Genomic DNA, 21,795 nt, shown 5'->3' on the forward strand with positions numbered 1-21,795 from the left:
AGGAGACGACAATGAAACTTCATCTTTTGGCAAGCGCTGCCTTTGCCGCGCTTCTCGCCGCTGCCCCCGCCGCCCATGCCGATATCACCATTGGTCTGATGGCGCCGCTGACCGGCCCGTTGGCGGCCATTGGCGCGCAGATCAAGAACGGCACGGAGACGGCGATTGCCGATATCAATGCCAAGGGTGGCATCAAGGGCGAAAAGCTGGTGCTGAAGACCGCTGACGATGCGGGCGAGCCGAAGCAAGGCGTGTCCGCCGCCAACCAGTTGGTCGGTGAAGGTGTGCGCTTCGTGGTTGGCCCGGTGACGTCAGGCGTCGCCGTTCCGGCCTCCGACGTGCTGGCGGAAAACGGCGCGCTGATGGTCACTCCGACCGCCACGGCCCCAAGCCTGACCAAGCGCGGCTTGCCGACCGTGCTGCGCACCTGCGGGCGTGACGACCAGCAGGCCGATGTGGCGGCCAAATATGTGCTGGCCCATTTCAAGGACAAGAAAATCGCCATTCTCAATGACAAGGGCCAGTATGGCAAGGGTCTGGCCGATGCCTTCAAGGCCGCGCTCAATGCAGGCGGCGTCACTGAAGTGTTCAACGATTCGCTGACGGCAGGCGAAAAGGATTTCAGCGCGCTCGTCACCCGGTTGAAGTCGGCCAATGTCGACGTGCTGTATTTTGGCGGCTATCACCCGGAAGCAGGTCTGCTGGTGCGCCAGATGAAGGATGCCGGGCTGAAAGCCGTGGTGGTGGCGGGCGATGGCCTCTCCAACAGCGAATATACCACTGTCGGCGGTGACGCCGCCAATGGCACGCTGTTCACCAATGCCGCCGACGCGCTGAAAAACCCGGATTCTAAGGTTGCCGCCGATTCGCTGACCGCCAAGGGCATTCCGGCGGAAGCCTTCACGCTCAACGCCTACGCCGCCGTGCAGGTTATTGCCGCTGGCATCGAAAAGGTCGGCAGCGCCGAAGATGCCGAAGCCGTCGCCACCGCAATCAAATCCGGCGACCCGATCCCGACCGCCATCGGCAAGCTGACCTATGGCGAAACCGGCGACCTCACCTCGCAGAGCTTCTCCATGTACAAATGGGAAGGCGGCAAGACCGTCGCCGCTGAGTAATTCGGCTGTAGCATGAGACGCGGGTTTTATCATCCGCGTCTCATGCCGTTTATGTGCCATGAAGAGCGGGTAAATTTCTCTCCATATTTTCGTTACATGGAGCATCGTATAGAAAACCGGAAACAGCACCACGCCCACTTAAGAGAGAGACGCCCATGCCCACCCTGACTGAGATCGGCAATGACCAGCTTACCGTGCAGATCTCCTCGCTTGGCGCGGAGATGCAGTCCCTTCGCACAAAAGACGGCCAATCGCTGCTATGGCATGGCGATGCGGCCTATTGGGGCGGGCGCTCGCCCATTCTGTTTCCGATTGTCGGCAAGGCCAAGGACGATACGCTGCTGATTGATGGTAAGCCCTATGCCATGGCCCAGCATGGCATTGCACGACGCCGCGAGTTTACGCTGCTGGACGCTAGAGCCGATGTCTGTCGTCACGAACTGACCGCCAATGACGAGACCAAAGCCGCCTATCCCTTCGATTTTTCGCTGGTGCTGGAACACCGGCTGCATGGTGCGGCGCTGACGGTGTCCGCCACGGTCACCAATCGCGGTGACGCTCCCATGCCCTATGGCCTCGGCTTCCATCCGGCTTTTCTCTGGCCCTTGCCGGGGGCAGAGGGCAAGCCACACACGATCACGCTGGACAATGGCGCAGAACCAGCCCTGCTACGGTTGGGCGGTGGCCTGCTGGCCGAGGAAGCCCGCCCCTCGCCTTTCCATGCCGGACGGCTGGTGCTGGACAAGAGCCAGTTCGAGGAAGACGCGATGATCTTTCCCGAAGGTGCCGGAACGGAGCTAACCTATCGCGCCGAGGATGCGGCCAGCCTGCACTTCCGCTTTGAAAACCTGCCCAATCTGGCGCTCTGGCAAAAACCCGGCGCACCCTTCATCTGCATCGAGCCATGGCACGGCATGGCCGCCCGCCATGGCAAAAGCAGCGAACTGGTGGAACGGCCCTATACCGCCACACTCGCCCCCGGCGACAGCGCCCGCCACAGCTTTACCGTGACAATCGAAACGTGACGCTCAACGCGACATTGGAGAACGGGTCTGCGGGACAGATCCTGATCCTGAACGGCGCGCCACGCTCCGGTAAGTCCAGCATTGCAAAGGTGGTGCTGGACAGCTTTCCAGGCCTCTGGGTCAATCTTGGCGTTGATGCACAGATGGCCACGATCAGCGAAAGGCACAGGCCCGGCATCGGCTTGCGGCCCGGCGGCGAGCACCCGGAAAAAGAAGCGGTCGTGCAGCAGCTCTACGGCGCCCTGCATGAAACGATTGCCGCCCATAGCCGGCTGGGGATCAATGTGGTTGTCGATGCGGGCTACCACGAGGCCTATTCGCGGCCACTCCATATTCTCGATGATTGCGCCAGACGGCTGGCTGGTCTACCGGCGCTGTTCATCGGTGTCCGTTGCTCGCTTTCCACCATCATGGCCCGCCGGGCCGCCTCTCCAACCAATGGCGCGATCGCCTATCTTCAGGGCTCAACAAACGATCCGGTTCCGGAACCTGTACAGCGCTGGCAAATGGCTGTGCATGAACACGGCCCCTATGATCTGGACATCGATACAACCGACAAGACACCGGAAGAGTGTGCTAGAGAGATTCTGACATTGCTGGCTAAGGATCGACCAAGCCCCAGCTTTTTCGAGCGGCGTTTGACGCTCATCCAGACCTGAGACCGAAGGAGCCACATCCATGAGCCCATTGGAACGCCGCATCGACCAGGGCGTCGGCCGAGAAACCGCTGATATCGTGCTGAAAGGCGGCCGCTTTTTTGATCTCGTCACCGGTGATCTGGTGGAAAGCGATATCGCCATCTGCGGCGATACCATTGTCGGCACCTGCGGGGCCTATCAGGGCCGTGAGGAAATCGACATATCCGGCAAGATTGTCGTGCCGGGTTTTATCGATACCCATCTGCATATCGAAAGCTCGCTGGTCACGCCGCATGAGTTCGACCGCTGCGTGCTGCCTTACGGGGTGACGACTGTCATCTGCGATCCCCATGAAATCGCCAATGTGCTGGGGACTGAGGGCATCGAGTTCTTTCTGGAATCGGCGCTGGAAACCATCATGGATATCCGCGTGCAGCTGTCCTCCTGCGTGCCCGCGACCCATCTCGAAACCTCGGGCGCGGACCTGCCCATCGAGCGGCTTTTGCCATTCCGCGAGCATCCGAAGGTGATCGGCCTTGCCGAATTCATGAATTTTCCCGGCGTGATCCATAAGGACCCGATCTGCATGGCCAAGCTGGAAGCCTTTCAGGGCGGCCATATCGATGGCCATGCGCCGCTGCTGCGCGGCAATGACCTGAATGGCTATCTGTCGGCTGGTATTCGCACCGAACATGAATGCACCACGGCGGAAGAAGCGCTGGAGAAGATCCGCAAGGGCATGCATATTCTGGTGCGCGAAGGCTCGGTTTCCAAGGATTTGCACGCCCTGATGCCCATCATAACCGAGCGGCTGTCGCCATTCCTGGCGCTGTGCACCGATGACCGCAACCCGCTGGATATCGCTGAACAAGGCCATCTGGATTACATGATCCGCACGGCCATCGCCCATGGCGTGGAGCCGCTGGCCATCTACCGCGCCGCCTCCATTTCGGCAGCCCGCGCCTTTGGCCTGCGGGATCGCGGCCTGGTCGCCCCCGGCTGGCGGGCCGATCTGGTGGTGGTGGACAGTCTGGAAAACTGCAAGGCCGAAACGGTGTTTGCGGCCGGTCGCCGTGTCACCGACGCTTTGTTTGCCACGCGCAAGCCGGTGGCCCCGGTTGGCCTCGACAGCGTCAAGGCCCGGATCGTCAAGTCAGCCGATTTTGCCGTGCCGGTCAGTGACGGCGAAGTGCCGGTCATGGGCGTATTGCCGGGCAAGATCATCACCGAATATCGCCGCTACCGCCTGCCCGCCTCCGGCAACCAGACCAGCGTCGATCTTAACCGCGACATCATCAAGGTCGCCGTCATCGAGCGTCATGGCAAGAACGGCAACCATGCCAATGGCTTCGTGCAGGGCTTCGGCCTGAAAAAGGGCGCCATCGCCTCCACCGTCGGCCATGACAGCCACAATATCTGCGTGGTCGGTGTCAGTGAGGACGACATGACCATGGCCGCCAACCGCCTCTCCGATATCAAGGGCGGCTTCGTGGTCGTGGAAGACGGCAAGGTGACCGGCGAAATCCCCCTGCCCGTCGCAGGGCTGATGAGCCTTGAGCCGTTCGAGAGCGTGCGCGATACACTGCATGAGCTGCGCCAAGCCGCTTACGCGCTTGGCACCACCTTGCAGGAGCCGTTTTTGCAGGTCGCCTTCCTGCCGCTGCCGGTCATCCCGCATTTGAAGATTTCCGACAAGGGCATGGTGGATGTCGATAAGTTCATGCTGATTGGGTGAGTGATTGCACTGAACTCCCACTTGTACTATATTCAGTACAAGTGGGAGATCCTGATGGACACGGTGTTTTTTTCCAAAGCGCGGGCCGAACTGGCCGGACTGCTCGACAAGGTAAACGAGGATGCCTCGGCGGTGGAGATCGTGCGCCGGGACAAGCCCTCTGCCGTGCTGATGAGCAAGGAAGAATATGAGAGCATGGTGGAAACTCTGCATCTCCTCTCCTCGCCCGCCAATGCCAGCCGTCTGCTGAAGGCGAAACAGGCGATAGAAGCAGGCCGCTTTGCCCCGCGCCACCTGCCTGATCTGGATGACGCCTGATCCATGCTGGTCACCTTTACAGATGAGGGCTGGGAAGATTACTGCTTCTGGCAGGAAACCGATCCCAAAACAGCGCAGCGGATCAATGCCCTGCTAAAGGATACCAAACGCCACCCCTTTTCCGGCATCGGCAAGCCAGAGCCCCTGAAAGGCCAGTTCAAAGGCTTCTGGTCACGCCGCATCAGCCAGGAGCATCGGCTGGTTTATGCGGTGAAGGGTCAGGATGACGATCAGGTGCTGATCGTGGCGCAATGCCGCTATCATTATTGAAATAACTGTCACACCCGCGCGCAAAAACCGTCAAGCGCATCAAGCGTAATCACGCCCTTTTCATAGGTGCTGCGGGCATCCGGCAAAGCGATGATCTCCTTCACCGTCATATGCTCCGGCAGGCGAACCTCCTGCGGTCCGCGGCGCATGTTGAAGACAAACAGCAATCTTTCGCTGTTCTCCCCGCGCAGGAAGGCAAGCACATCCTCGTTGATATCTAGGAAGGACATGGACCCATCGCGCAGGGCCGGATGGGCTTTGCGCAAGGCCAGCATGTTGCGGTAATGGTTGAGCACCGAGCTCTTGTCCTTGTCCTGGGCGTCCACCGACAGAGCCTGCTGCTCCGGCTGAACCGGCAGCCATGGTTTGCCGCTGGTAAAACCGGCATGCGCCTTGGCTTTTTCCCAGACCATCGGCGTGCGGCATCCATCGCGACCCTTGAAAGACGGCCAGAAGCGGATGCCATAGGGATCGCGTAGATCCTCAAAGGCGATATCCGCCTCCGGCAGGCCGAGTTCCTCACCCTGATAAAGGCAGATCGAACCGCGCAGACTGGCGAGAATGCTGATCGCCAGCTTGGCCACCTGCGGCATCTCTTCCGGCCCCTGGGCAAAGCGCGACACATGGCGCACCACGTCATGGTTGGAAAAGGCCCAGCACACCCAGCCATCCTTCACCATCGATTGGAAGGAGGTGACGCAATCGCGAATATGCGACGGCGTGAAATGCGGCCCCAGCAGATCGAATGTGTAGCACATATGCAGCTTGTCGCCGCCGCTGGTATAGGCGGCCACGGTTTTCAACGAACGCGCGCCATCGCCGACCTCGCCGACTGTGGTACGGTCTGGATATTCATCCAGCAGCGCCCGCAATTTTTGCAGGAAGCCAATATTTTCCGGCTGGGTCTTGTCGTGCAGATGTTCCTGCATGCCATAGGGATTAACATCCGGCGCATCGAGCCCGGCATCGCCGCTGTCTGGCGCATGGGGCGGGTTGTTGCGCAATTCCTTGTCATGAAAATAATAGTTCACGGTATCCAGCCGAAACCCATCCACGCCGCGCTCCAGCCAAAACCGGGTGGCATCCAGCACCGCCTGCTGCACCTGCGGATTGTGGAAATTCAAATCCGGCTGAGAGCCCAGGAAATTATGCATGTAATATTGCTTGCGCACCCCATCCCATTCCCAGGCCGGGCCGCCGAACACCGATAGCCAATTGCTCGGTGCGGTGCCATCCGGCTTGGCATTGGCCCAGACATACCAATCGGCTTTGGGATTGTTGCGACTGGCGCGGCTCTCAATGAACCAGGGGTGCTGGTCGGATGTATGGGAAATTACCTGGTCGATAATCACTTTCAGGCCGAGATCATGCGCCTTGGTCATCATCGCGTCGAAATCGGCAAGTGTGCCGAACATCGGATCGACATCGCAATAGTCAGAGACGTCATAGCCCATGTCAGCCATGGGCGAAGTGAAGAACGGCGACAGCCAGATGGCATCGACACCAAGCGAGGCGATATAGGGCAAGCGCTGGGTTATGCCCTTGATGTCGCCGATGCCATCGCCTGTCGTGTCCTGAAACGAGCGTGGATAGACCTGATAGATAACCGCGCCGCGCCACCAATCGCTCACTGCTTTCACTGCGGTTTTGCTGGCACGATCAGTCTTGGTCGGCATATGGCCCATCCTCTGCTCAAAAAATTCGGCACTTCAAGACTATAGGGCTCAATGCCGCGATGACCAGTGGCGATGGTCAAGTCCGGCGATCAATCCACCTTCATTCCTTTGTTACAATGCTGGCCCATAAGCCCAAGTACAGTGGCGGGGGCTTCTGCGTGATTCCCCGGCGAAACGGCACCCGATAGCAGGCTCCCGTGTCGCCGGGGGAGCATTTCATGCGGGATAACGCCACCTGTCCGTGAAGCATCGGATCGAGGAGCACGCGCGATGAGATTGACGATCGTGACCGATGCCTGGCATCCGCAGGTGAATGGCGTGGTACGCTCCATTGAAAATACCAATGCCGAACTAACCAGGATGGGCGTTACCGTCACCATGGTCACGCCTGCGGACTATCGCAGCCTGCCAATGCCGACCTATCCGGAAATCCGCCTGTCGCTGGCCAGCCCGTGGCGGATTGCCGCCGCCATCAAGCAAAGCCGCCCGGACCTGATCCATATCGCCACCGAAGGACCCTTGGGTCTGTTGGCGCGGCGCTGGTGCCTGAGCCAGGGCCTCGCCTTTTCCACCAGCTATCACACCCGGTTTCCCGAATATGTCGCCGCCCGCCTGCCATTGCCGCTTTCGCTGCTCTATGCCTATGTGCGCTGGTTTCACCGCGCCGGTGGTGCCTGCATGGTGGCGACCGAAAGCCTGAAACGAGAGCTGGAAGACCGCAAGATCGGCAATCTGCGGCTCTGGAGCCGAGGCATCGATACCGAACTGTTCCACCCGCAGCCGCTTGAGGCAAATCCCTTCGACCTGCCCCGCCCGATCTTCATGACGGTTGGCCGTGTGGCGGTGGAGAAAAACCTGCCGGCCTTTCTCGACCTCGACCTGCCGGGTTCGAAAGTGGTGGTGGGCGATGGCCCTGCCCGCGCCGAATTGGCGGAACGCTATCCAGACGTACTGTTTACCGGCGTCAAATTCGGCGCCGAGCTGGCAAGCGCCTATGCGCAGGCCGATGTTTTCGTGTTTCCTTCGAAAACCGACACGTTTGGCAATACGATTTTGGAAGCGCTGGCCTGCGGCGTACCCGTGGCCGGCTTTCCCGTCACCGGACCGATCGACATCATCTCTGATCCCAAAGCTGGCGCGCTCAATGACGACCTGAAAGCCGCCTGCCTTGAAGCACTGAACTGCTCTCGCAGCCAAGCCAGAGCCTTGGCGGAAACCTATTCCTGGGCCTCCGCCACCCGCCAGTTTCTCGACAATGTCATCGAGGCCAAAACGCAGGGCCGCTGGCGGATGCTGATGCGGCGGAAAAAACCGATCAACCAAGCTTTGGAAAGTTGATCCGTCCGGGAAAGTTGAATCAGCGCCTTTTCCGCTTATTCTCAAACGGATTTTCCGACGCCTTCAAATGAATGCGGATCGGTACGCCCGGCATATTGAAATCGGCGCGCAAACCGTTGGTGAGGTAGCGGATATAGCTTTCCGGCACGGAATCTGGCCTGGTGCAGGAAATCATGAAGGCGGGCGGACGGGCCTTGACCTGCGTCATGTATTTCAGCTTCAACCGGCGACCGGAAACCGCCGGTGGCGGATGCTGGGTCTGCACACTGTCCAGCCAGCGATTAAGCTTGGCGGTCGAGATCCGCTTATTCCACACCATGTCGGTGTCGATGATCGACTGCATCAGCTTTTCAAGGCCGTAGCCGGTCTGACCAGCCATTGGCACAGCGCGAATACCGCGCGCCTGTGGCAGGAGCCGTTCGGTCTTTTCACGCAACTCGGCCAACACCGCCTGCGGGTCCTCCACCAGATCCCATTTGTTGAAGGCAAGAACCGCGGCACGGCCTTCGCGCAGCACCAGATCAACGATCTGGATATCCTGCTTTTCAAAGGGGATGGTGGCGTCGAAGACGATGACAACGGTTTCGGCAAAGCGGATGGCGCGCAATGTATCGGCCACCGACAGCTTTTCCAGCTTCTCGATCACCCGCGCCTTGCGGCGCATGCCCGCCGTGTCGAACATCTTGATGGTACGGCCACGCCAGTCCCATTCCACCGAAATCGAATCGCGGGTAATCCCGGCTTCCGGGCCGGTCAGCAGCCGGTCCTCACCGAGGAAGCGGTTGATCAGCGTTGATTTTCCGGCATTAGGCCGCCCGACAATAGCAACGCGCAGCGGCTTGGTATCGTCATAGGCCAGATCTTCCTCGTCATCCTCACCCTCGACGGTGGGCCTGAGGACGATATCGGTCTCGGCCACGTCGTCATCGTCTTCGGGAAAGGCGCGATCCACGCCGATAGCCTCGACAATCGCATCGCGCAGGTCGATCATCCCCTGGCCGTGTTCAGCGGAAATCGGCACCGGTTCGCCAAGGCCAAGCGTGAAGGCGTCGTAGAATCCGCCATCCGAACCACGGGCCTCGGACTTGTTGGCAACCAGCACCACCGGCTTGCCGCGCTTGCGCAGCATATCGGCCAGCGCCTTGTCCACATGGGTCAGACCCATTTTCGCATCGACCACGAACAGCGACAGATCTGCCTCGTCGATGGCGATTTCGGTCTGGGCGCGCATCCGGCCTTCCAGCGTGTCGGCGCCTGCTTCTTCAAGACCGGCGGTATCGACGATGTGGAAACGCAGGTCCACCAGCTTGGCCTCACCGGGCCGCCGGTCGCGGGTTACGCCCGGCGTGTCATCGACAAGCGCCAGTTTCTTGCCGACCAGACGGTTGAACAAGGTGGATTTGCCGACATTGGGACGTCCGACGATGGCGACGGTAAAGCTCATGATAATTTGGTATCCGGTTATATCCAGCCCGTCTTCAAGCGGACTTTAAAACAGTAGCGCATCGGAGCGAAACCTGTGAAGCGGTTTTCGATCCGATGCGTGAGAGCATATTGGGCGACGGCGCAACAACTGTGCGCCAACAACCCGTTGAAAGTATCAGGACGCCTTGCCAGCGGCAGCGATATTGTCCAGCATGATCTGGGCGCGATTGGCCACGTTGCGCGGTGCTTCGCTATCCTCGGTAATCTGCTGGAACCATTCGCGGGCGCGTTCCATCTGGCCAGCCTTATAGGCGGCAAGACCGAGCGCCTCACGGGCGGAATGGCGCAGGCCCTGGCCGGGAACCGCCAGCGCTTCGACCTCAGTGGACACCTGTTCATAGGTGCCGTTGTCGATCAGCAGCCAGGCGGCGCGGATATGGGCGACATCGCGGATCACTTGCGGAACGCTGTTATCCTTGCCGATGGCGGTAAAGGCATCAATCGCCGCTTTGGCATCGCCCTTCTCCGCCATGAGGGAGGCCGCCCGAAGCTTCGCCAGCACCGGATAGGCGCCGAAGCCGTCTTTTTCCAGGGCTTGCAGATCGCTCAGTGCCTGATCATTCTTGCCATCTGTCGCCAGCTTGGTCGCCGCTAGGAAACGGTCGCCGGACTTGGAGGAACGGTCATCCGTATAATAATCATAAAGCCGGTATCCGGCAGTGCCCACCACGATCAGCACGGCAATGCCAATGAACACTGGCCCCAGACGCCGCCAGAAACGGCGCATCTGTTCGGAGCGAAGCTCGTCATTGACTTCGCGGATAAAGCTGTCGTTCTGATTTGCCATTACATTGTCCGGATATCTGGGCCTGTATCATCGTTTACGCTTGCCATCGTCCGGTCCAGAATTGGCGATGGCGTGGCGAAAATGGTGATTTCGAGAACCGGAGCGGAGCGTACTGAATGTACGTGAGCACCGGGAGCGCAGAAATTGCCATTTGCAGCCCGCCAGTGACTATTCTGGGATGGACGATGTGGCCTTCTACCCGATTTTTGCGCCGATGTAAGGGGGAGAAGGGCAAAACACCCATCTCCCCATCAAAAAGCGCGATTACATCGGCAATGGCGAGACGCCGATCAGCACTTCATGCAGCTTGAGAAGGATAGCGACATAGGCGACCAGACCGATGACCACGGCATAGACATCGTATTTGGCCGACACGAACGGCCCGCGCACCAGCAGACCCGCCCGCTCCCGGCGCTTCAAGGAAATCCGCAGGACGACGCCCCAGGCCAGCAACCAGCCGAACAGCAGGATCGAGCGCAGGTCGCCGTTGGACAGAAGATGCGCCAGCGCCCAGATTTTTACCGAGAGAACCATGGGATGCTTGGTTTTTGCCGCGATATGGCCAGCCGGGAGAAGGCTGGCCACCAGACAGATCATCGCAATGACCATCAGGGTCAACGTCAGATGGGTCATGCCAGCCGGTGGAAACCAGACATTGACGATTGGCGCGATACTGTAGCCATAGGCAATAATGGCAATGCCCAGCAGCGACAGGACCGAAAACAGCGACTTCCAGCCGTTCAGGCTGAGGCGGGCCACCATGGAATCGCGAAAGCCCGGCGCAATCGTCCGGGTGAGATGCACCAATGTGAAAAATAACAGGCCGAGAACAAGAATAAGCATAAAAAATCCCCGCAAATGAGAGAGCATAGAGATAGCCGCTCGGCCACCTCTTGACCAGCCTGCATAATTTGGGGGGATGGCGATAAACTTCCGAAAATACCGGAGACGTGTGCCTCTGGATGGCAGAGAACCGAACGTGATGAGCCACAAGGTCGATCAAAGCTTCGCCGCATTTGCCCGCCAGGAAGCGGCAAATGTTCACAACAAGGTTGTTCGCTTGGCACCGTTTCGCCCGCTTTTCTCCTCATCGCTTCGAACCATCCTGGCCGCGCTCTGCATGCCGGGCATCGCCATTGCCCAGAACGCGGCTGAAGCGCCGCAAAAGCCCAAGCAATTGCTGCTGATTTCCTTCGATGGTGCCGCCGATAACAGGCTGTGGGAGCGAAGCGGCGAAATCGCCAGCCGGGCCAATGCCCATTTCACCTATTTTCTGTCCTGCACCACGCTGATTGCCAGAGGCCCGGCCTCGAAAGCCTATCAAGCGCCCGGCCAAAAGCCCGGCAAGTCAAATGTCGGCTTTGCCCCTGACGAGGCCGATGCTGCGGCAAGGCTAGAGCACATCTGGGCCGCCCACCTCGCCGGTCACGACATTTCCAGCCATGCCTGCGGCCATTTCGATGGCAAGGACTGGAGCAAAGCGGACTGGCTAACCGAATTTTCGACCTTCAAAACCGTCTTGGCCGGGGCCTGGAAAAAGAATGGCGTGGCTGACAAGGAGCCGGAGGGCTGGCAGGACTTCGTCAAGACCGGCATCAAGGGGTTTCGTGCACCCTATCTCTCGACCAGCAAAGGCATGGCCGAGGCTGAAAAACAGGCTGGTTTTCTCTATGACGCCAGTCTCGTCACCAAAGGTCCACAAGAGCCCGAACAGGACGGCACTCTCACCCGCTTCGGCCTGCCGCTGATTCCGGAGGGACCGGGCAACCGCCCGATCATCGGCATGGATTACAACATGTTTGTGCGTCATTCTGCGGGCTTCGATAACCCGTCGAAAAGCGCCGAATTTGAGGAGCGCACCTATCAAGCCTTCAAAACCGCCTTCGAGGCGCAATATAGTGGCGACCGCAAACCTGTGCAGTTCGGCTTCCACTTCGTGTTGATGAACGGCGGCGCCTATTGGCGGGCAATGGAGCGACTGGTGACGGATGTCTGCCACCGCGAGGATGTCGCTTGCGTCAGCTATTCGCAAGCTGTGGCGGTATTGCAAAAACAGAACGGCCGGAAAAATCCGGCCGGGTCTTCGTTTTAGGGAATTTGAAGGCAGCCCTCCTAAAAAGACTGACAGCTTCAGGATTTTTAATCACTGTCTTGCCGTGCCAAATATCGTTGATCAATTTGAGGCAATGGCTCATCCTGGATTGCGGCTTCAAACGCCTTCAAACGCTTTTGAATAGAAAGAAGCTCAACGATCGTTGTCCAGGAATTTGCAAGGTATTGCAGAGAAGACGTAACCTGTCCGAATGCTCCCGATATCTGGTTCAACAAGCCAAGAGTAATTGTGCCAGCGACAAATGAAGGCACAAGAACTGCAACAGAAAATATCGTATCCAAATTCAGATAGAAGTATCGAGCGATATTAAAATAAATATAATGGAAATAGTATCGAAAATAATTGCGCCGGACCGCATCGAACAGACCCTTCATCGTCTGTAATTCTGCTCGGTCGGCATGGTCTTCACCATATACAAGCTCTTTACGATACGCAGCTTCTACACGTTGGTTACGAAACTCAAGCCCCGGCAATTTGATACCTACCAAAGCAAGAAGAGCAGTACCGAAAGCAGACCATAAAACCGCAGCGAACACGAGCGGATAAGGGATAGCCCCGACCAAGGGCAGTTCCTTAACATTTTCCGAAAGTCGTATTAACAGCGGAGTGAACGCGATCAGCGTCATAACGCTGCTGATGAGGCTCACACCTAAACTTTCGACAGTCGTTGCAAAGCGCATCGTATCTTCCTGAACGCGCTGTGAGGCACCTTCGATATGACGCAACTTTGGCCAGTTCGCCATGTAAAAGTCCGTCATAGCGATGCGCCAGCGAAAGATATAATGACTAACGAAAAACCGAGTTAGAACGGAAACAGCCACTGCAAGAAAAGCAATTTCAAGAAAAACAATAAATTGCGAATAAAATTCACCCGCAGCAACCGGGCGCGATTTTGATACAGCTGCCTGTATCAAATCACCAAACGGCCCGTTCCAAGTATTGATCGCAATGCTGACTTGAACCTGGAAATAGACAGTAAAAAGAACGATCGCGGAGCCAACTACCGACCACCGTTGCCATGGATGCGGCGATGCAACTGCCCAAGCCCCGGCAAAAATAGCGACTACCACAGAAAAGTAGATGTAAAACCAAATAAAATCAGGTGCCCAAAAAATCGAAACACCTACTGTTGGTTCGGCACCTTGAGCCTGAGATGCAAAGCCCAAGTGAGTACCAAGTTGTTCACCCAAACCATACCAAAATGCGATGGCAAGCATGGCCCACAGCGCGGCGGTTGGAAAAAACAATTTCGGCTTGGGGAAGAATGAGTGAAACACGGGGTCTCGCTTTCCTGAAGATATGGTCGTGGCCGTCTTTAGCGCGGCAAACTATGCCAGAAGCCGCAGTGCAGCAATGGTGGGAATACCACCTTAACGATTTGTAATCGCTGCAAAGGTCTTCAGACCGTCTTTCTCCACAGGCTTGCGGCCAGAATGAGGCTAACAAGCAATACAGCGCCCGCAACAAGGCTTGGCAGCGCGAAGCTGCCGCTGATGGCAGCAAGCCAACCGGCGACCAGCGGCCCGATTGTCTGCCCGACGCCGAAAGCCGCCGTCATGATCGACAGGGCCTTGCGGGGACTGGCTGGCGCAAGGGTTCTGGCCAGCCGTAGGCCATAGGCGGTAATCGTCATGAAGGTTAAGCCGAGAAGAGCCGCTCCCACCAGCGGGGCAGCCATGCCCGGCAATCCAACCGAGGCAAAAACCCCAATGGCTGCCAGAAGCAGGGCAAGGCTGTAGGCGCCCGCCAGGCCGACCCTGTCCAGCACCGGACGCCAGACAAACAGCGAGGCAGCCGCCATGATGCCCGCCAGAAACCACGCCAGAAATTCCGCCACCGGCCCCGCATTGGCCATGCGGGCCATGGTGACGATGAACGTGGCCGTCACCACATAGCCGAAGCCGAACAGGCCGTAGGAGGCAAACAACAAAAGAAATGGCCTGCCCCAGAAAAGCGGCGGCTCCTGTTCGGCCCTCACCTCAGTTTTGCGCACCCGTGGCAACAGCAGGCTGACGACAAGGAAGACAACAAAGGTCAGCCCCGCCCCGGCCAACCAGTCCAGCCGCCACCCTGCGGATACGGATGCGCCAAACAGGTGTGGCAATGCATAGACCATCAGGGACGACGCGGCGATCCCCAGGCCTACCCCGCCAAAATGGGTGGATTGCGCATATTCACCAGCATGGATGCTTGCATGAGCGCTGACATGGGCAAGCACGATGGAACTGGTGAAGATCATCGCGAAGGCACTGGCCGCGCCTGACAGAAAGCGAATGAGCATGAACATTCCCACATGCTCCGTCAGCGCCATCGCGGCCAAAAGCAAGCTGGTGGCCAAAAGCGAAGACAACGCAATCAACCTTTCGCGCCCCGCCGCCCAACCCTGACCGGCAAGCACGGCGCCTAAGAGATAGCCGAGGAAATTCGCCGCCGCGATCAGGCCCGCATCGCCGGGCATAAGATGAAGATCGGTCATCATCCCCGGCAGAATGGGGGTGAAGGAAAACCGGCCAAAACCCATGGCCGCAGCCAAGGCCAGCGCACCGGCAAGAGCGGTGAATGGGAGATTGGCATGTCTGGGGAGCGTGATCGTCATGGGCTGCTTATCGCACCGCCGCTTTGGCCCAACAAGCCAAAAATACTGATTGAGCCATCGAAGGAAACAGGGGCTGCCGATTTCTCCGCTATCCCAAAAAAACACCCGATGGCGTTTCAAGCTGACAGTTTATTGGCGCTGAAGCTTGCCGAAACCGCAAAAATCGCTAGTGGAGGAAGAAAATTCCAAGGAGTGCATTATGAGCGACCTCAGCCTGCAACAGGCCATCGACAATATCTACACCTCGATCAACAATGATAACGAAGAAATCGATGTGCATATCGCCGCCCTCAAGGCCGCCATGGCCCGCGAAGGCGCCAAGGAAGCGGTGTTCGAGACCACAAAGCTCGCGCAGCCGAACCGTCAGGGCCGCAAGATCATGCAGGCCTATTTCAAGAAAAAAGGCGTCGCAGTCAGCTTTGCCGGCTGATAGAAATATTGCATCTCCATCCCATACTGAAATTCGAATATATTAAGCCATTGATGGATATCATATATTCGAGTTTCTTTCATGGAACCGAACGAAATAATTCAAAGCATTACAAATTAATAATACCGCCAAACTTCAATACAAAAAGCTTAAAATGAATTCCATTAACCAAATACAAGGCGTCATCATCGAAAAAATAAGCAAAATTTGATTTTTTACTAAAAAATGATAATTTTCAAATGTTCATTTTGGAGATTTATCATTATGTATAATTTTCATACGAATACTCAGCAGTGGCTTGATATATCACTTTTGTTTTCATCTTTTTTTACTTTAACAGGAAGCATCTTGACTTTGGTCACCAAAGTCGACGCCTACAAGGTTCGTTGGAAAAGCCAGTACGAATGGGCGCAAATTCTTGTCACAATCGCCTCTACCACTCTGATATGCCTAGGGTTTTCCGAACCTGGCCCCGTTGTTGTCATCGCTTCGGGTACGATGGTCCTCGCCCTTGCCGTGCAGCGTAGCCTTCCCTGGCTCAGTGCTGCGGGGGTGGCCTATGTCGTGGTAGCGCCCATCGGAAGCCTCGCCGGCGGGCTATGGATGATATTCTGGCTCAGGCAACAGTCCTATCCGGAATGGCTATGGATCGGCGCCTCAGTGGCCATGGTGCTTTCGTTCCTGCGCATGATATTGGTTGTGGCCATGCGTGTCGGCACCTTTGCGCTCCTGACCCGCAAGGTCTGGACACGGCCGATCGCCCCCTTGCCGCCTCGTAACGGCCCCGAGGAGGTCCGTGTGTCTCTTCACGTCCCCACCCATTGCGAACCTCCTGATCTCGTTATCAATACCCTCGACCACCTCGCGAGGCTGCACTACGAGAATTATGAGGTTATCATTTGCGATAACAATACCCTGGATGAGCAGCTCTGGCGTCCGGTGGAAGCCCATTGCCGCAGGCTGAATGCCGCCAGCGGCAAGGAACAGTTCCGCTTCCTCCATGTGGAAGGGCTTCAAGGCGCCAAGGCAGGCGCATTGAACCTATGCCTCGACCATACGGATCCGGGCGCCGAACTGGTCGCTGTCGTCGACGCCGACTATCTGGCCGAACCGGACTTCCTTTCTCGTCTGGTTGGCTTCTTTGTCGATCCCCGCTTCGCCTTCGTACAAACCTCGCACGATTATCGCAGCGACGATGCCAGCCTGTTCAAGCGCGCCTGTTACTGGGAATATGTGGCGCCGAATCGCTTGGAATATGCCGGTGCCAGCGAGATGCGGGCTTCCTTCACGGTCGGCACCATGTGCATTTTCCGACGCTCGGCCATCGAGGCGGTCGGGCGCTGGGCGGAATGGTGCCAGACGGAGGATTCCGAAATTGCCATTCGTTTGCGCGCCGCCGGTTATGACGGCGTTTTCCTGCCCTATACATTCGGACGCGGCCTGATTCCCGACAATTATGCCGACTGGAAACGCCAGCGCTTCCGCTGGACATCCGGCCCCATGCAACAGTTTCGTCGTCATTGGCGGCTGTTTCTTCCTTCACGTTTCGGTGGATCGCCGCATTTAAGCCGCTGGGGTAAATTGTTCGAAGTGTTCCGCAGCGTTGTGCCTTTGACCATTCCGATGACCATTGCTGGCAATGTCGCCTTTGCCATTTTGCTGCCCATCATGGTCATGCTGGACATCACCCCGCAGCTTTCGGTGCCGCCGGTTGCCATGCTGGGCCTGTCCGTCGTGATGGCCGCAAGCGTCGTGCGGACCGTTGCCGAATACCGCGTCTGCGGGTGTTGCCGGTTGCGGGATGTGTTAAGCGCAGAATTTGCGGCGCTGGCGCTCAGCCACGTCTGCGGCATGGCTGCAATCACCGCTGCCCTGGGTGGAAAAATCGCCTGGCTGAGAACGCCGAAATTCAACAGCCGGTCGTCCCTTCGCAATGCGCTTGCCAGTGTGCGGGTGGAACTGTCCATTGCCCTTGCACTGGTCGTCATCGCGATCACCATCGCTTTCGCTTTCGAAACCGTCAACCTGCATGGCAAGCTGGTGGCGCTTGGGGCCTTGGTGTATCCGCTGCTCTCATTTGTCGCGGCAGTGGCCATGGCCCTGCTGGCCCTGGCGCGAAGGCCGGACACCGGCACTCAGGCTTTCATCGATAAAAGGGCGATCTCCGACCAAAGGGGTAACACGGGCACGCCCGCCTCCCCTTAAAGTTTGTCAGAAAAAAACGAAATCGGATTTCCCGAAAAGACAAACGAAGACAAGAGAGACTACAGCCCTCTTTAAGCGCGATACAGGGCACACGGAGCTGTAACGCGCTCGCCCCAAAAGGCTGAAACACCTGATGTCGCTGGCGACATCAGGTGTTTGGCTTCAAAAGTAAACCTCATCGCGATGCAGCGAGACGTGAGGTGTTCACTCCACCATCGTCAAAATCAGCGGCCCATTGCGGGTTGCCACCACTGTGTGTTCGAACTGCACGGTCGGCGCTTTCGGGTCGCTGTAGAGCGTCCAGGGGTCATCGCCATCCTCGGCCCATTGACCGCCCAGCGACAGGAACGGCTCGATGGTGAACACCTGGCCCTCCTGCATGATTCTTGTTTCATCCGGGTCGGCCCAGGTGGAAAGCTCGCGCGGTTCCTCATGCAGCTCGCGGCCAATGCCATGGCTGGCAAGATTGGCAATCAGCGTATAGCGGTTCTTGGCGGCAAAAGCGCCGATGGCATTACCGATACTGGCAAAAGGCGCGCCGGTCTTGACCTGGGTGACACCGAGAAACAGCGCCCGCTTGCCATCGCGCAGCAGTTTTTCGATCTTCGGCTTACCCGGCGGCACAATGAAGGATGAGCCGGTATCGCCGAAAAACCCGTTCTTGACGCCGGAAACGTCGATATTGACCAGATCGCCCCGGGCAATCACCCGGTCACCGGGAATGCCATGGGCCACTTCCTCATTGACGCTGATGCAGGTGGCACCGGGAAACTGATAGCAGAATTCCGGTGCCGATTGCGCGCCATTGTCTTCCAGTATCTTGCGGCCGATCAGGTCCAGCTCGCGGGTGGTTATCCCCGGCTCCAGCGCCGCCCCCATGGTTTTCACGGCCAGCGCGCAAAGAGTGCCGATCTCCTTCAGGTGCTGGAGTTCCTCGTCGCTGGAGATGATCATTGTTGGACTTTCATGAGCGTTTGCGGATTTTGCCGCTGCTTACGCCCCCGCCCCGACCTGCGTCAAGTCAGCAGCAAGAGCCTTGCGCACCAATGGCGCAACCTTGGTGCCGTAAAGCTCGATGCCGCGCATGATATCCTTGTGCGGCATCGGGCCGATGGCCATTTGCAGTAGGAAGCGGTCATTTTTGAACAGGGCGTGATGGGCGACAATCTTTTCGGCCACCGCCTCGGGATCACCGACAAACAGCGCCCCATGCGGCCCGCGCATCGCGTCATACTGGGCACGATTGCCCGGCCCCCAACCGCGCTCCCGGCCGATCCGGTCCATGACTTCGGCCTGCGGTGCGTAGAAGATATCGGCAGCCGATTGCGTCGTGTCGTGGATGAAACCGTGCACATTGATCGAGGTTTTCAAGGCCGCCGGATCGACCCCGGCCTTCGCCCCGCTCTGCCGGTAAAGATCGACCAGCGGCGCAAAGCGGCGCGGCTCGCCGCCGATGATGGCAATGGCCAGCGGCAGGCCGAGATAGCCGGCCCGGGCCACCGATTGCGGCGTGCCACCCACGGCGATCCACAGCGGCAGCGGGTCCTGCAAGGGGCGCGGATAGACGCCACGACCTTGGATCGGCTTACGGGTCTCGCCTTCCCAGGTGACGATCTCGTTGTCGCGGATCTCCATCAGCAATTGCAGCTTTTCGGCAAACAAAAGATCATAATCATCAAGATCATAGCCGAACAACGGAAAGCTTTCGATGAAGGAGCCGCGCCCAGCCATCATCTCCACACGCCCGTTCGACAGCAGATCGACGGTGGCAAATTGCTGGAACACCCGCACCGGATCATCGGAACTGAGCACCGATACCGCGCTGGTTAGGCGAATATTTTTGGTCTGCACCGCCACCGCCGCCAGAATGGTGGCGGGCGAAGACGCCATGTAGTCGGGACGGTGATGTTCGCCAAGACCGAAGACATCCAGCCCCACCTCGTCCGCCAGCCGGATTTCCTCCAGCAGATCATCCACCCGACGCTTGGCCTCCAGCCCCTTGTTGGGTGCCGTGGGGTCCACATCCGCGAAGGTGTAAAGGCCAAGTTCCATGGGTCGCATCCTCAGTTGTTCGCTACAGCGCCGTGCGCCCTATATGGCGCACAAAGGTTCGCTGTAGCTCCTTATATCTGCTGCATAATTTTCTTTTTAAACCGATTCCGGTTTAAAAAATTATGCAGTAGGCAGGTAAGTGCAAATGCGCCGCGTGGCAAACCCTGGGATGAGAACGCAGCGTTCAATGAATGGGAGTTTGAAGCACGATCAAGCCTCGGAGCAGGCCAAAGCTTCAATAAATACCTATAAATATCAATGGCTTTCCATAGGCTTTTGATTCATTGCGGAATCAACCTGAATCATTTTCTCAACCCGCCGTCAGCGTCCGTCTGACTGCATCCCGCCAGCCTCTGAGCTTTTCCGTGCGGGTCTCGGCATCCATGACCGGCTCAAACCGATGGTCGCGCGCCCAGGCGCGGGCAAACGCATCCATGCCGGGCCAGAGGCCGACACGGCTGGCCGCGAGGAAGGCAGCACCAAGTGCCGTCGTCTCAATAACGGAGGGGCGATCCACCGGCGCGTCCAGCAAATCGGCCAGCCGCTGCATCGTCCAGTCCGAGGCTGCCATGCCGCCATCAACGCGCAGCACCATATCGTCCTCGCCGTTCTGCCAGTCCTTGTGCATGGCATCCAGCAGGTCGCGGGTCTGGTAGCAGACGGCTTCCAGCGCGGCGCGGGCCAGTTCTGCCGGTCCGGTATTGCGGGTCAGGCCGAACAGCGCGCCGCGTGCATCCGGGTCCCACCAGGGCGCGCCAAGACCTGTGAAGGCCGGCACCAGATAGACCGGCTGGCCGGGATCGGCTTCAGCCGCCAGCCGCCCGGTTTCCGCCGCATCGCCGATCACCTTCAATCCATCGCGCAGCCATTGCACAGCGGCACCGGCAATGAAGATCGAGCCTTCCAACGCATAGGTGGTCTTGCCGTCCATCCGGTAGGCGATGGTGGTCAGCAACCGGCTTTTCGAAACCACCCGATCCGCGCCAGTATTGAGCAGCGCGAAACAGCCGGTGCCATAGGTGGATTTGACCATGCCCGGCGCAAAGCAGGCCTGTCCGATGGTGGCCGCCTGCTGGTCGCCCGCCACGCCAAGGATCGGCACCGCCGCCCCGAATACCGCCTTGTCGGTCACGCCGAAATCGGCGGCGCAATCCTTCACCTCTGGCAACATGGCGGCGGGGATGCTCAACAGCGCCAGCAATTCCTCGTCCCAGCCATGCTCGACAATGTTGAAAATCAGCGTGCGCGAGGCATTGGTGGCATCGGTGACGAAGCTTTTGCCGCCCGTCAGCCGCCAGATCAAATAGGTATCGACGGTGCCGAAGCACAGGCCGCCTTGTTCTGCCCGGGCGCGAGCGCCCTCGACATGGTCGAGCAGCCAGGACAGTTTGGTGCCGGAGAAATACGGGTCCAGCAGCAGGCCGGTCTTGGTGGTGAACGTTGCCTCCAGTCCGTCGCGCTTCAGCGTTTCGCAAAATGCCGATGTGCGGCGATCCTGCCAGACGATGGCATTGTGGATCGGCTTGCCCGTATCCTTATCCCAGACCACAACAGTTTCCCGCTGGTTGGTAATACCAATGGCGGCAAGGTCACCTGCCGTGATCCGGGCGCGGGCCAGCGCATCGTGGATGGAGCTGACGACACTGTCCCAGATCGCTTCCGGGTCGTGCTCCACCCAACCCGATTGCGGGAAGATCTGCGGAAATTCCTTTTGGCCGGTCCCAACGATGCGCATCGCGCCATCAAACACGATGGCACGGCTCGACGTCGTTCCCTGGTCAATCGCCAGCACAAAACCGCCCATGATACTCCTCCCAGAGTTTTCGCTTTCTTTCGCTTATATCAAGATACGAAAGTTTTATGCCAAGTCAAAACCGAAAATGAAAAACAAACGAAGGCGCAAGGACTGTGTTTCCTCATCCCCATCTCTTGGTGGTTTTCATCGCTATGTGATGACACAGGACAATTGCATAGGACAGGGGTTTGGGCATAGGTTTAACCTTGCTGCG

The 21,795-nt window shown here is 58.2% G+C and carries 19 protein-coding genes; 10 read left to right on the top strand and 9 right to left on the bottom strand.

All coding sequences use genetic code 11. The features are described 5' to 3' along the window. The first annotated feature begins 11 nt into the window (after window positions 1–11). From FS819_RS10725 to FS819_RS10750, 6 genes are all read left to right on the top strand, one after another. Complete coding sequence (locus FS819_RS10725; protein ID WP_156546712.1) at window positions 12–1,118, top strand: branched-chain amino acid ABC transporter substrate-binding protein; 1,107 nt, start codon at window positions 12–14, stop codon at window positions 1,116–1,118. Between the two features lie 155 nt (window positions 1,119–1,273). After that, the gene (locus FS819_RS10730; protein WP_156546714.1) at window positions 1,274–2,143 is read left to right on the top strand and encodes an aldose 1-epimerase family protein; all 870 of its coding nucleotides are present in this window, start codon (window positions 1,274–1,276) and stop codon (window positions 2,141–2,143) included. Further along, window positions 2,140–2,802, top strand: a complete 663-nt coding sequence (locus FS819_RS10735) for a chloramphenicol phosphotransferase CPT family protein (protein WP_234624584.1) — start codon at window positions 2,140–2,142, stop codon at window positions 2,800–2,802. Before FS819_RS10730 ends, FS819_RS10735 begins: the two co-directional genes overlap by 4 nt. A gap of 19 nt (window positions 2,803–2,821) precedes the next feature. Beyond that, window positions 2,822–4,516 (top strand): adenine deaminase, encoded by a 1,695-nt coding sequence (gene ade, locus FS819_RS10740; RefSeq protein ID WP_156546716.1) that lies wholly within the window; start codon window positions 2,822–2,824, stop codon window positions 4,514–4,516. A 54-nt stretch (window positions 4,517–4,570) separates the two neighbouring features. Beyond that, window positions 4,571–4,834, top strand: coding sequence for a type II toxin-antitoxin system Phd/YefM family antitoxin (locus FS819_RS10745; RefSeq protein WP_060719919.1), 264 nt, complete (start codon window positions 4,571–4,573; stop codon window positions 4,832–4,834). A 3-nt stretch (window positions 4,835–4,837) separates the two neighbouring features. Further along, window positions 4,838–5,104 carry a Txe/YoeB family addiction module toxin gene (locus tag FS819_RS10750; RefSeq protein WP_156546718.1) on the top strand — a complete coding sequence of 89 codons (267 nt, stop codon included), beginning with the start codon at window positions 4,838–4,840 and terminating at the stop codon, window positions 5,102–5,104. 8 nt (window positions 5,105–5,112) lie between these two features. On the opposite strand, the gene bglA is transcribed toward FS819_RS10750, so the two are convergent. Continuing rightward, window positions 5,113–6,780 (bottom strand): beta-galactosidase BglA, encoded by a 1,668-nt coding sequence (gene bglA, locus FS819_RS10755; RefSeq protein WP_156546720.1) that lies wholly within the window; start codon window positions 6,778–6,780, stop codon window positions 5,113–5,115. Between the two features lie 270 nt (window positions 6,781–7,050). Between bglA and FS819_RS10760 the strand changes: the two genes are divergently transcribed. After that, entirely contained in the window at window positions 7,051–8,118 is a 1,068-nt protein-coding gene (locus tag FS819_RS10760) for a glycosyltransferase family 4 protein (RefSeq protein ID WP_139190220.1), read from the top strand. Between the two features lie 19 nt (window positions 8,119–8,137). On the opposite strand, the gene der is transcribed toward FS819_RS10760, so the two are convergent. From der to FS819_RS10775, 3 genes are all read right to left on the bottom strand, one after another. Further along, window positions 8,138–9,562 (bottom strand): ribosome biogenesis GTPase Der, encoded by a 1,425-nt coding sequence (gene der, locus FS819_RS10765; protein ID WP_015916784.1) that lies wholly within the window; start codon window positions 9,560–9,562, stop codon window positions 8,138–8,140. Window positions 9,563–9,718: 156 nt separating this feature from the next. Next, the gene (locus FS819_RS10770; protein ID WP_070166475.1) at window positions 9,719–10,390 is read right to left on the bottom strand and encodes a tetratricopeptide repeat protein; all 672 of its coding nucleotides are present in this window, start codon (window positions 10,388–10,390) and stop codon (window positions 9,719–9,721) included. A 264-nt stretch (window positions 10,391–10,654) separates the two neighbouring features. Next, on the bottom strand, window positions 10,655–11,233 hold the full coding sequence (locus FS819_RS10775) for an NnrU family protein (RefSeq protein WP_156536994.1): 579 nt from the start codon (window positions 11,231–11,233) through the stop codon (window positions 10,655–10,657). 277 nt (window positions 11,234–11,510) lie between these two features. Between FS819_RS10775 and FS819_RS10780 the strand changes: the two genes are divergently transcribed. Further along, the gene (locus FS819_RS10780; protein WP_197434019.1) at window positions 11,511–12,482 is read left to right on the top strand and encodes a polysaccharide deacetylase family protein; all 972 of its coding nucleotides are present in this window, start codon (window positions 11,511–11,513) and stop codon (window positions 12,480–12,482) included. A 47-nt stretch (window positions 12,483–12,529) separates the two neighbouring features. Here the strand turns inward: FS819_RS10780 and sbmA are convergent, their stop codons facing one another. Then, window positions 12,530–13,780, bottom strand: coding sequence for a peptide antibiotic transporter SbmA (gene sbmA, locus FS819_RS10785; protein WP_234624583.1), 1,251 nt, complete (start codon window positions 13,778–13,780; stop codon window positions 12,530–12,532). 122 nt (window positions 13,781–13,902) lie between these two features. Then, complete coding sequence (locus FS819_RS10790; RefSeq protein ID WP_156546723.1) at window positions 13,903–15,099, bottom strand: YbfB/YjiJ family MFS transporter; 1,197 nt, start codon at window positions 15,097–15,099, stop codon at window positions 13,903–13,905. 199 nt (window positions 15,100–15,298) lie between these two features. On the opposite strand from FS819_RS10790, the gene FS819_RS10795 reads away from it, so the two are divergent. Then, window positions 15,299–15,529 (top strand): hypothetical protein, encoded by a 231-nt coding sequence (locus FS819_RS10795; protein ID WP_070166958.1) that lies wholly within the window; start codon window positions 15,299–15,301, stop codon window positions 15,527–15,529. Between the two features lie 348 nt (window positions 15,530–15,877). Further along, window positions 15,878–17,734, top strand: coding sequence for a glycosyltransferase family 2 protein (locus tag FS819_RS10800; protein ID WP_197434001.1), 1,857 nt, complete (start codon window positions 15,878–15,880; stop codon window positions 17,732–17,734). A 204-nt stretch (window positions 17,735–17,938) separates the two neighbouring features. On the opposite strand, the gene map is transcribed toward FS819_RS10800, so the two are convergent. The 3 genes from map to glpK all read right to left on the bottom strand — a co-directional run bounded on the left by map (window position 17,939) and on the right by glpK (window position 21,590). Continuing rightward, window positions 17,939–18,688: a type I methionyl aminopeptidase gene (gene map / locus FS819_RS10805; protein ID WP_156546727.1), complete on the bottom strand. Its 750-nt coding sequence runs from the start codon at window positions 18,686–18,688 to the stop codon at window positions 17,939–17,941. A 39-nt stretch (window positions 18,689–18,727) separates the two neighbouring features. Continuing rightward, window positions 18,728–19,786, bottom strand: a complete 1,059-nt coding sequence (locus FS819_RS10810; protein ID WP_156546729.1) for an LLM class flavin-dependent oxidoreductase — start codon at window positions 19,784–19,786, stop codon at window positions 18,728–18,730. A 310-nt stretch (window positions 19,787–20,096) separates the two neighbouring features. Beyond that, window positions 20,097–21,590: a glycerol kinase GlpK gene (glpK, locus tag FS819_RS10815; protein WP_156546731.1), complete on the bottom strand. Its 1,494-nt coding sequence runs from the start codon at window positions 21,588–21,590 to the stop codon at window positions 20,097–20,099. Window positions 21,591–21,795: the final 205 nt, after the last annotated feature.

The organism is Allorhizobium sp. Av2 (genome assembly GCF_021462805.2).
Classification (GTDB): Bacteria; Pseudomonadota; Alphaproteobacteria; order Rhizobiales; family Rhizobiaceae; genus Allorhizobium; species Allorhizobium vitis_G.

Coding starts and splice junctions, on each gene's coding strand:
- FS819_RS10725 (WP_156546712.1), top strand. CDS start 12: ATGAAACTTCATCTTTTGGCAAGCGCTGCCTTTGCCGCGCTTCTCGCC.
- FS819_RS10730 (WP_156546714.1), top strand. CDS start 1,274: ATGCCCACCCTGACTGAGATCGGCAATGACCAGCTTACCGTGCAGATC.
- ade (WP_156546716.1), top strand. CDS start 2,822: ATGAGCCCATTGGAACGCCGCATCGACCAGGGCGTCGGCCGAGAAACC.
- FS819_RS10745 (WP_060719919.1), top strand. CDS start 4,571: ATGGACACGGTGTTTTTTTCCAAAGCGCGGGCCGAACTGGCCGGACTG.
- FS819_RS10750 (WP_156546718.1), top strand. CDS start 4,838: ATGCTGGTCACCTTTACAGATGAGGGCTGGGAAGATTACTGCTTCTGG.
- bglA (WP_156546720.1), bottom strand. CDS start 6,780: ATGCCGACCAAGACTGATCGTGCCAGCAAAACCGCAGTGAAAGCAGTG.
- FS819_RS10760 (WP_139190220.1), top strand. CDS start 7,051: ATGAGATTGACGATCGTGACCGATGCCTGGCATCCGCAGGTGAATGGC.
- der (WP_015916784.1), bottom strand. CDS start 9,562: ATGAGCTTTACCGTCGCCATCGTCGGACGTCCCAATGTCGGCAAATCC.
- FS819_RS10770 (WP_070166475.1), bottom strand. CDS start 10,390: ATGGCAAATCAGAACGACAGCTTTATCCGCGAAGTCAATGACGAGCTT.
- FS819_RS10775 (WP_156536994.1), bottom strand. CDS start 11,233: ATGCTTATTCTTGTTCTCGGCCTGTTATTTTTCACATTGGTGCATCTC.
- FS819_RS10780 (WP_197434019.1), top strand. CDS start 11,511: ATGCCGGGCATCGCCATTGCCCAGAACGCGGCTGAAGCGCCGCAAAAG.
- FS819_RS10790 (WP_156546723.1), bottom strand. CDS start 15,099: ATGACGATCACGCTCCCCAGACATGCCAATCTCCCATTCACCGCTCTT.
- FS819_RS10795 (WP_070166958.1), top strand. CDS start 15,299: ATGAGCGACCTCAGCCTGCAACAGGCCATCGACAATATCTACACCTCG.
- map (WP_156546727.1), bottom strand. CDS start 18,688: ATGATCATCTCCAGCGACGAGGAACTCCAGCACCTGAAGGAGATCGGC.
- FS819_RS10810 (WP_156546729.1), bottom strand. CDS start 19,786: ATGGAACTTGGCCTTTACACCTTCGCGGATGTGGACCCCACGGCACCC.
- glpK (WP_156546731.1), bottom strand. CDS start 21,590: ATGGGCGGTTTTGTGCTGGCGATTGACCAGGGAACGACGTCGAGCCGT.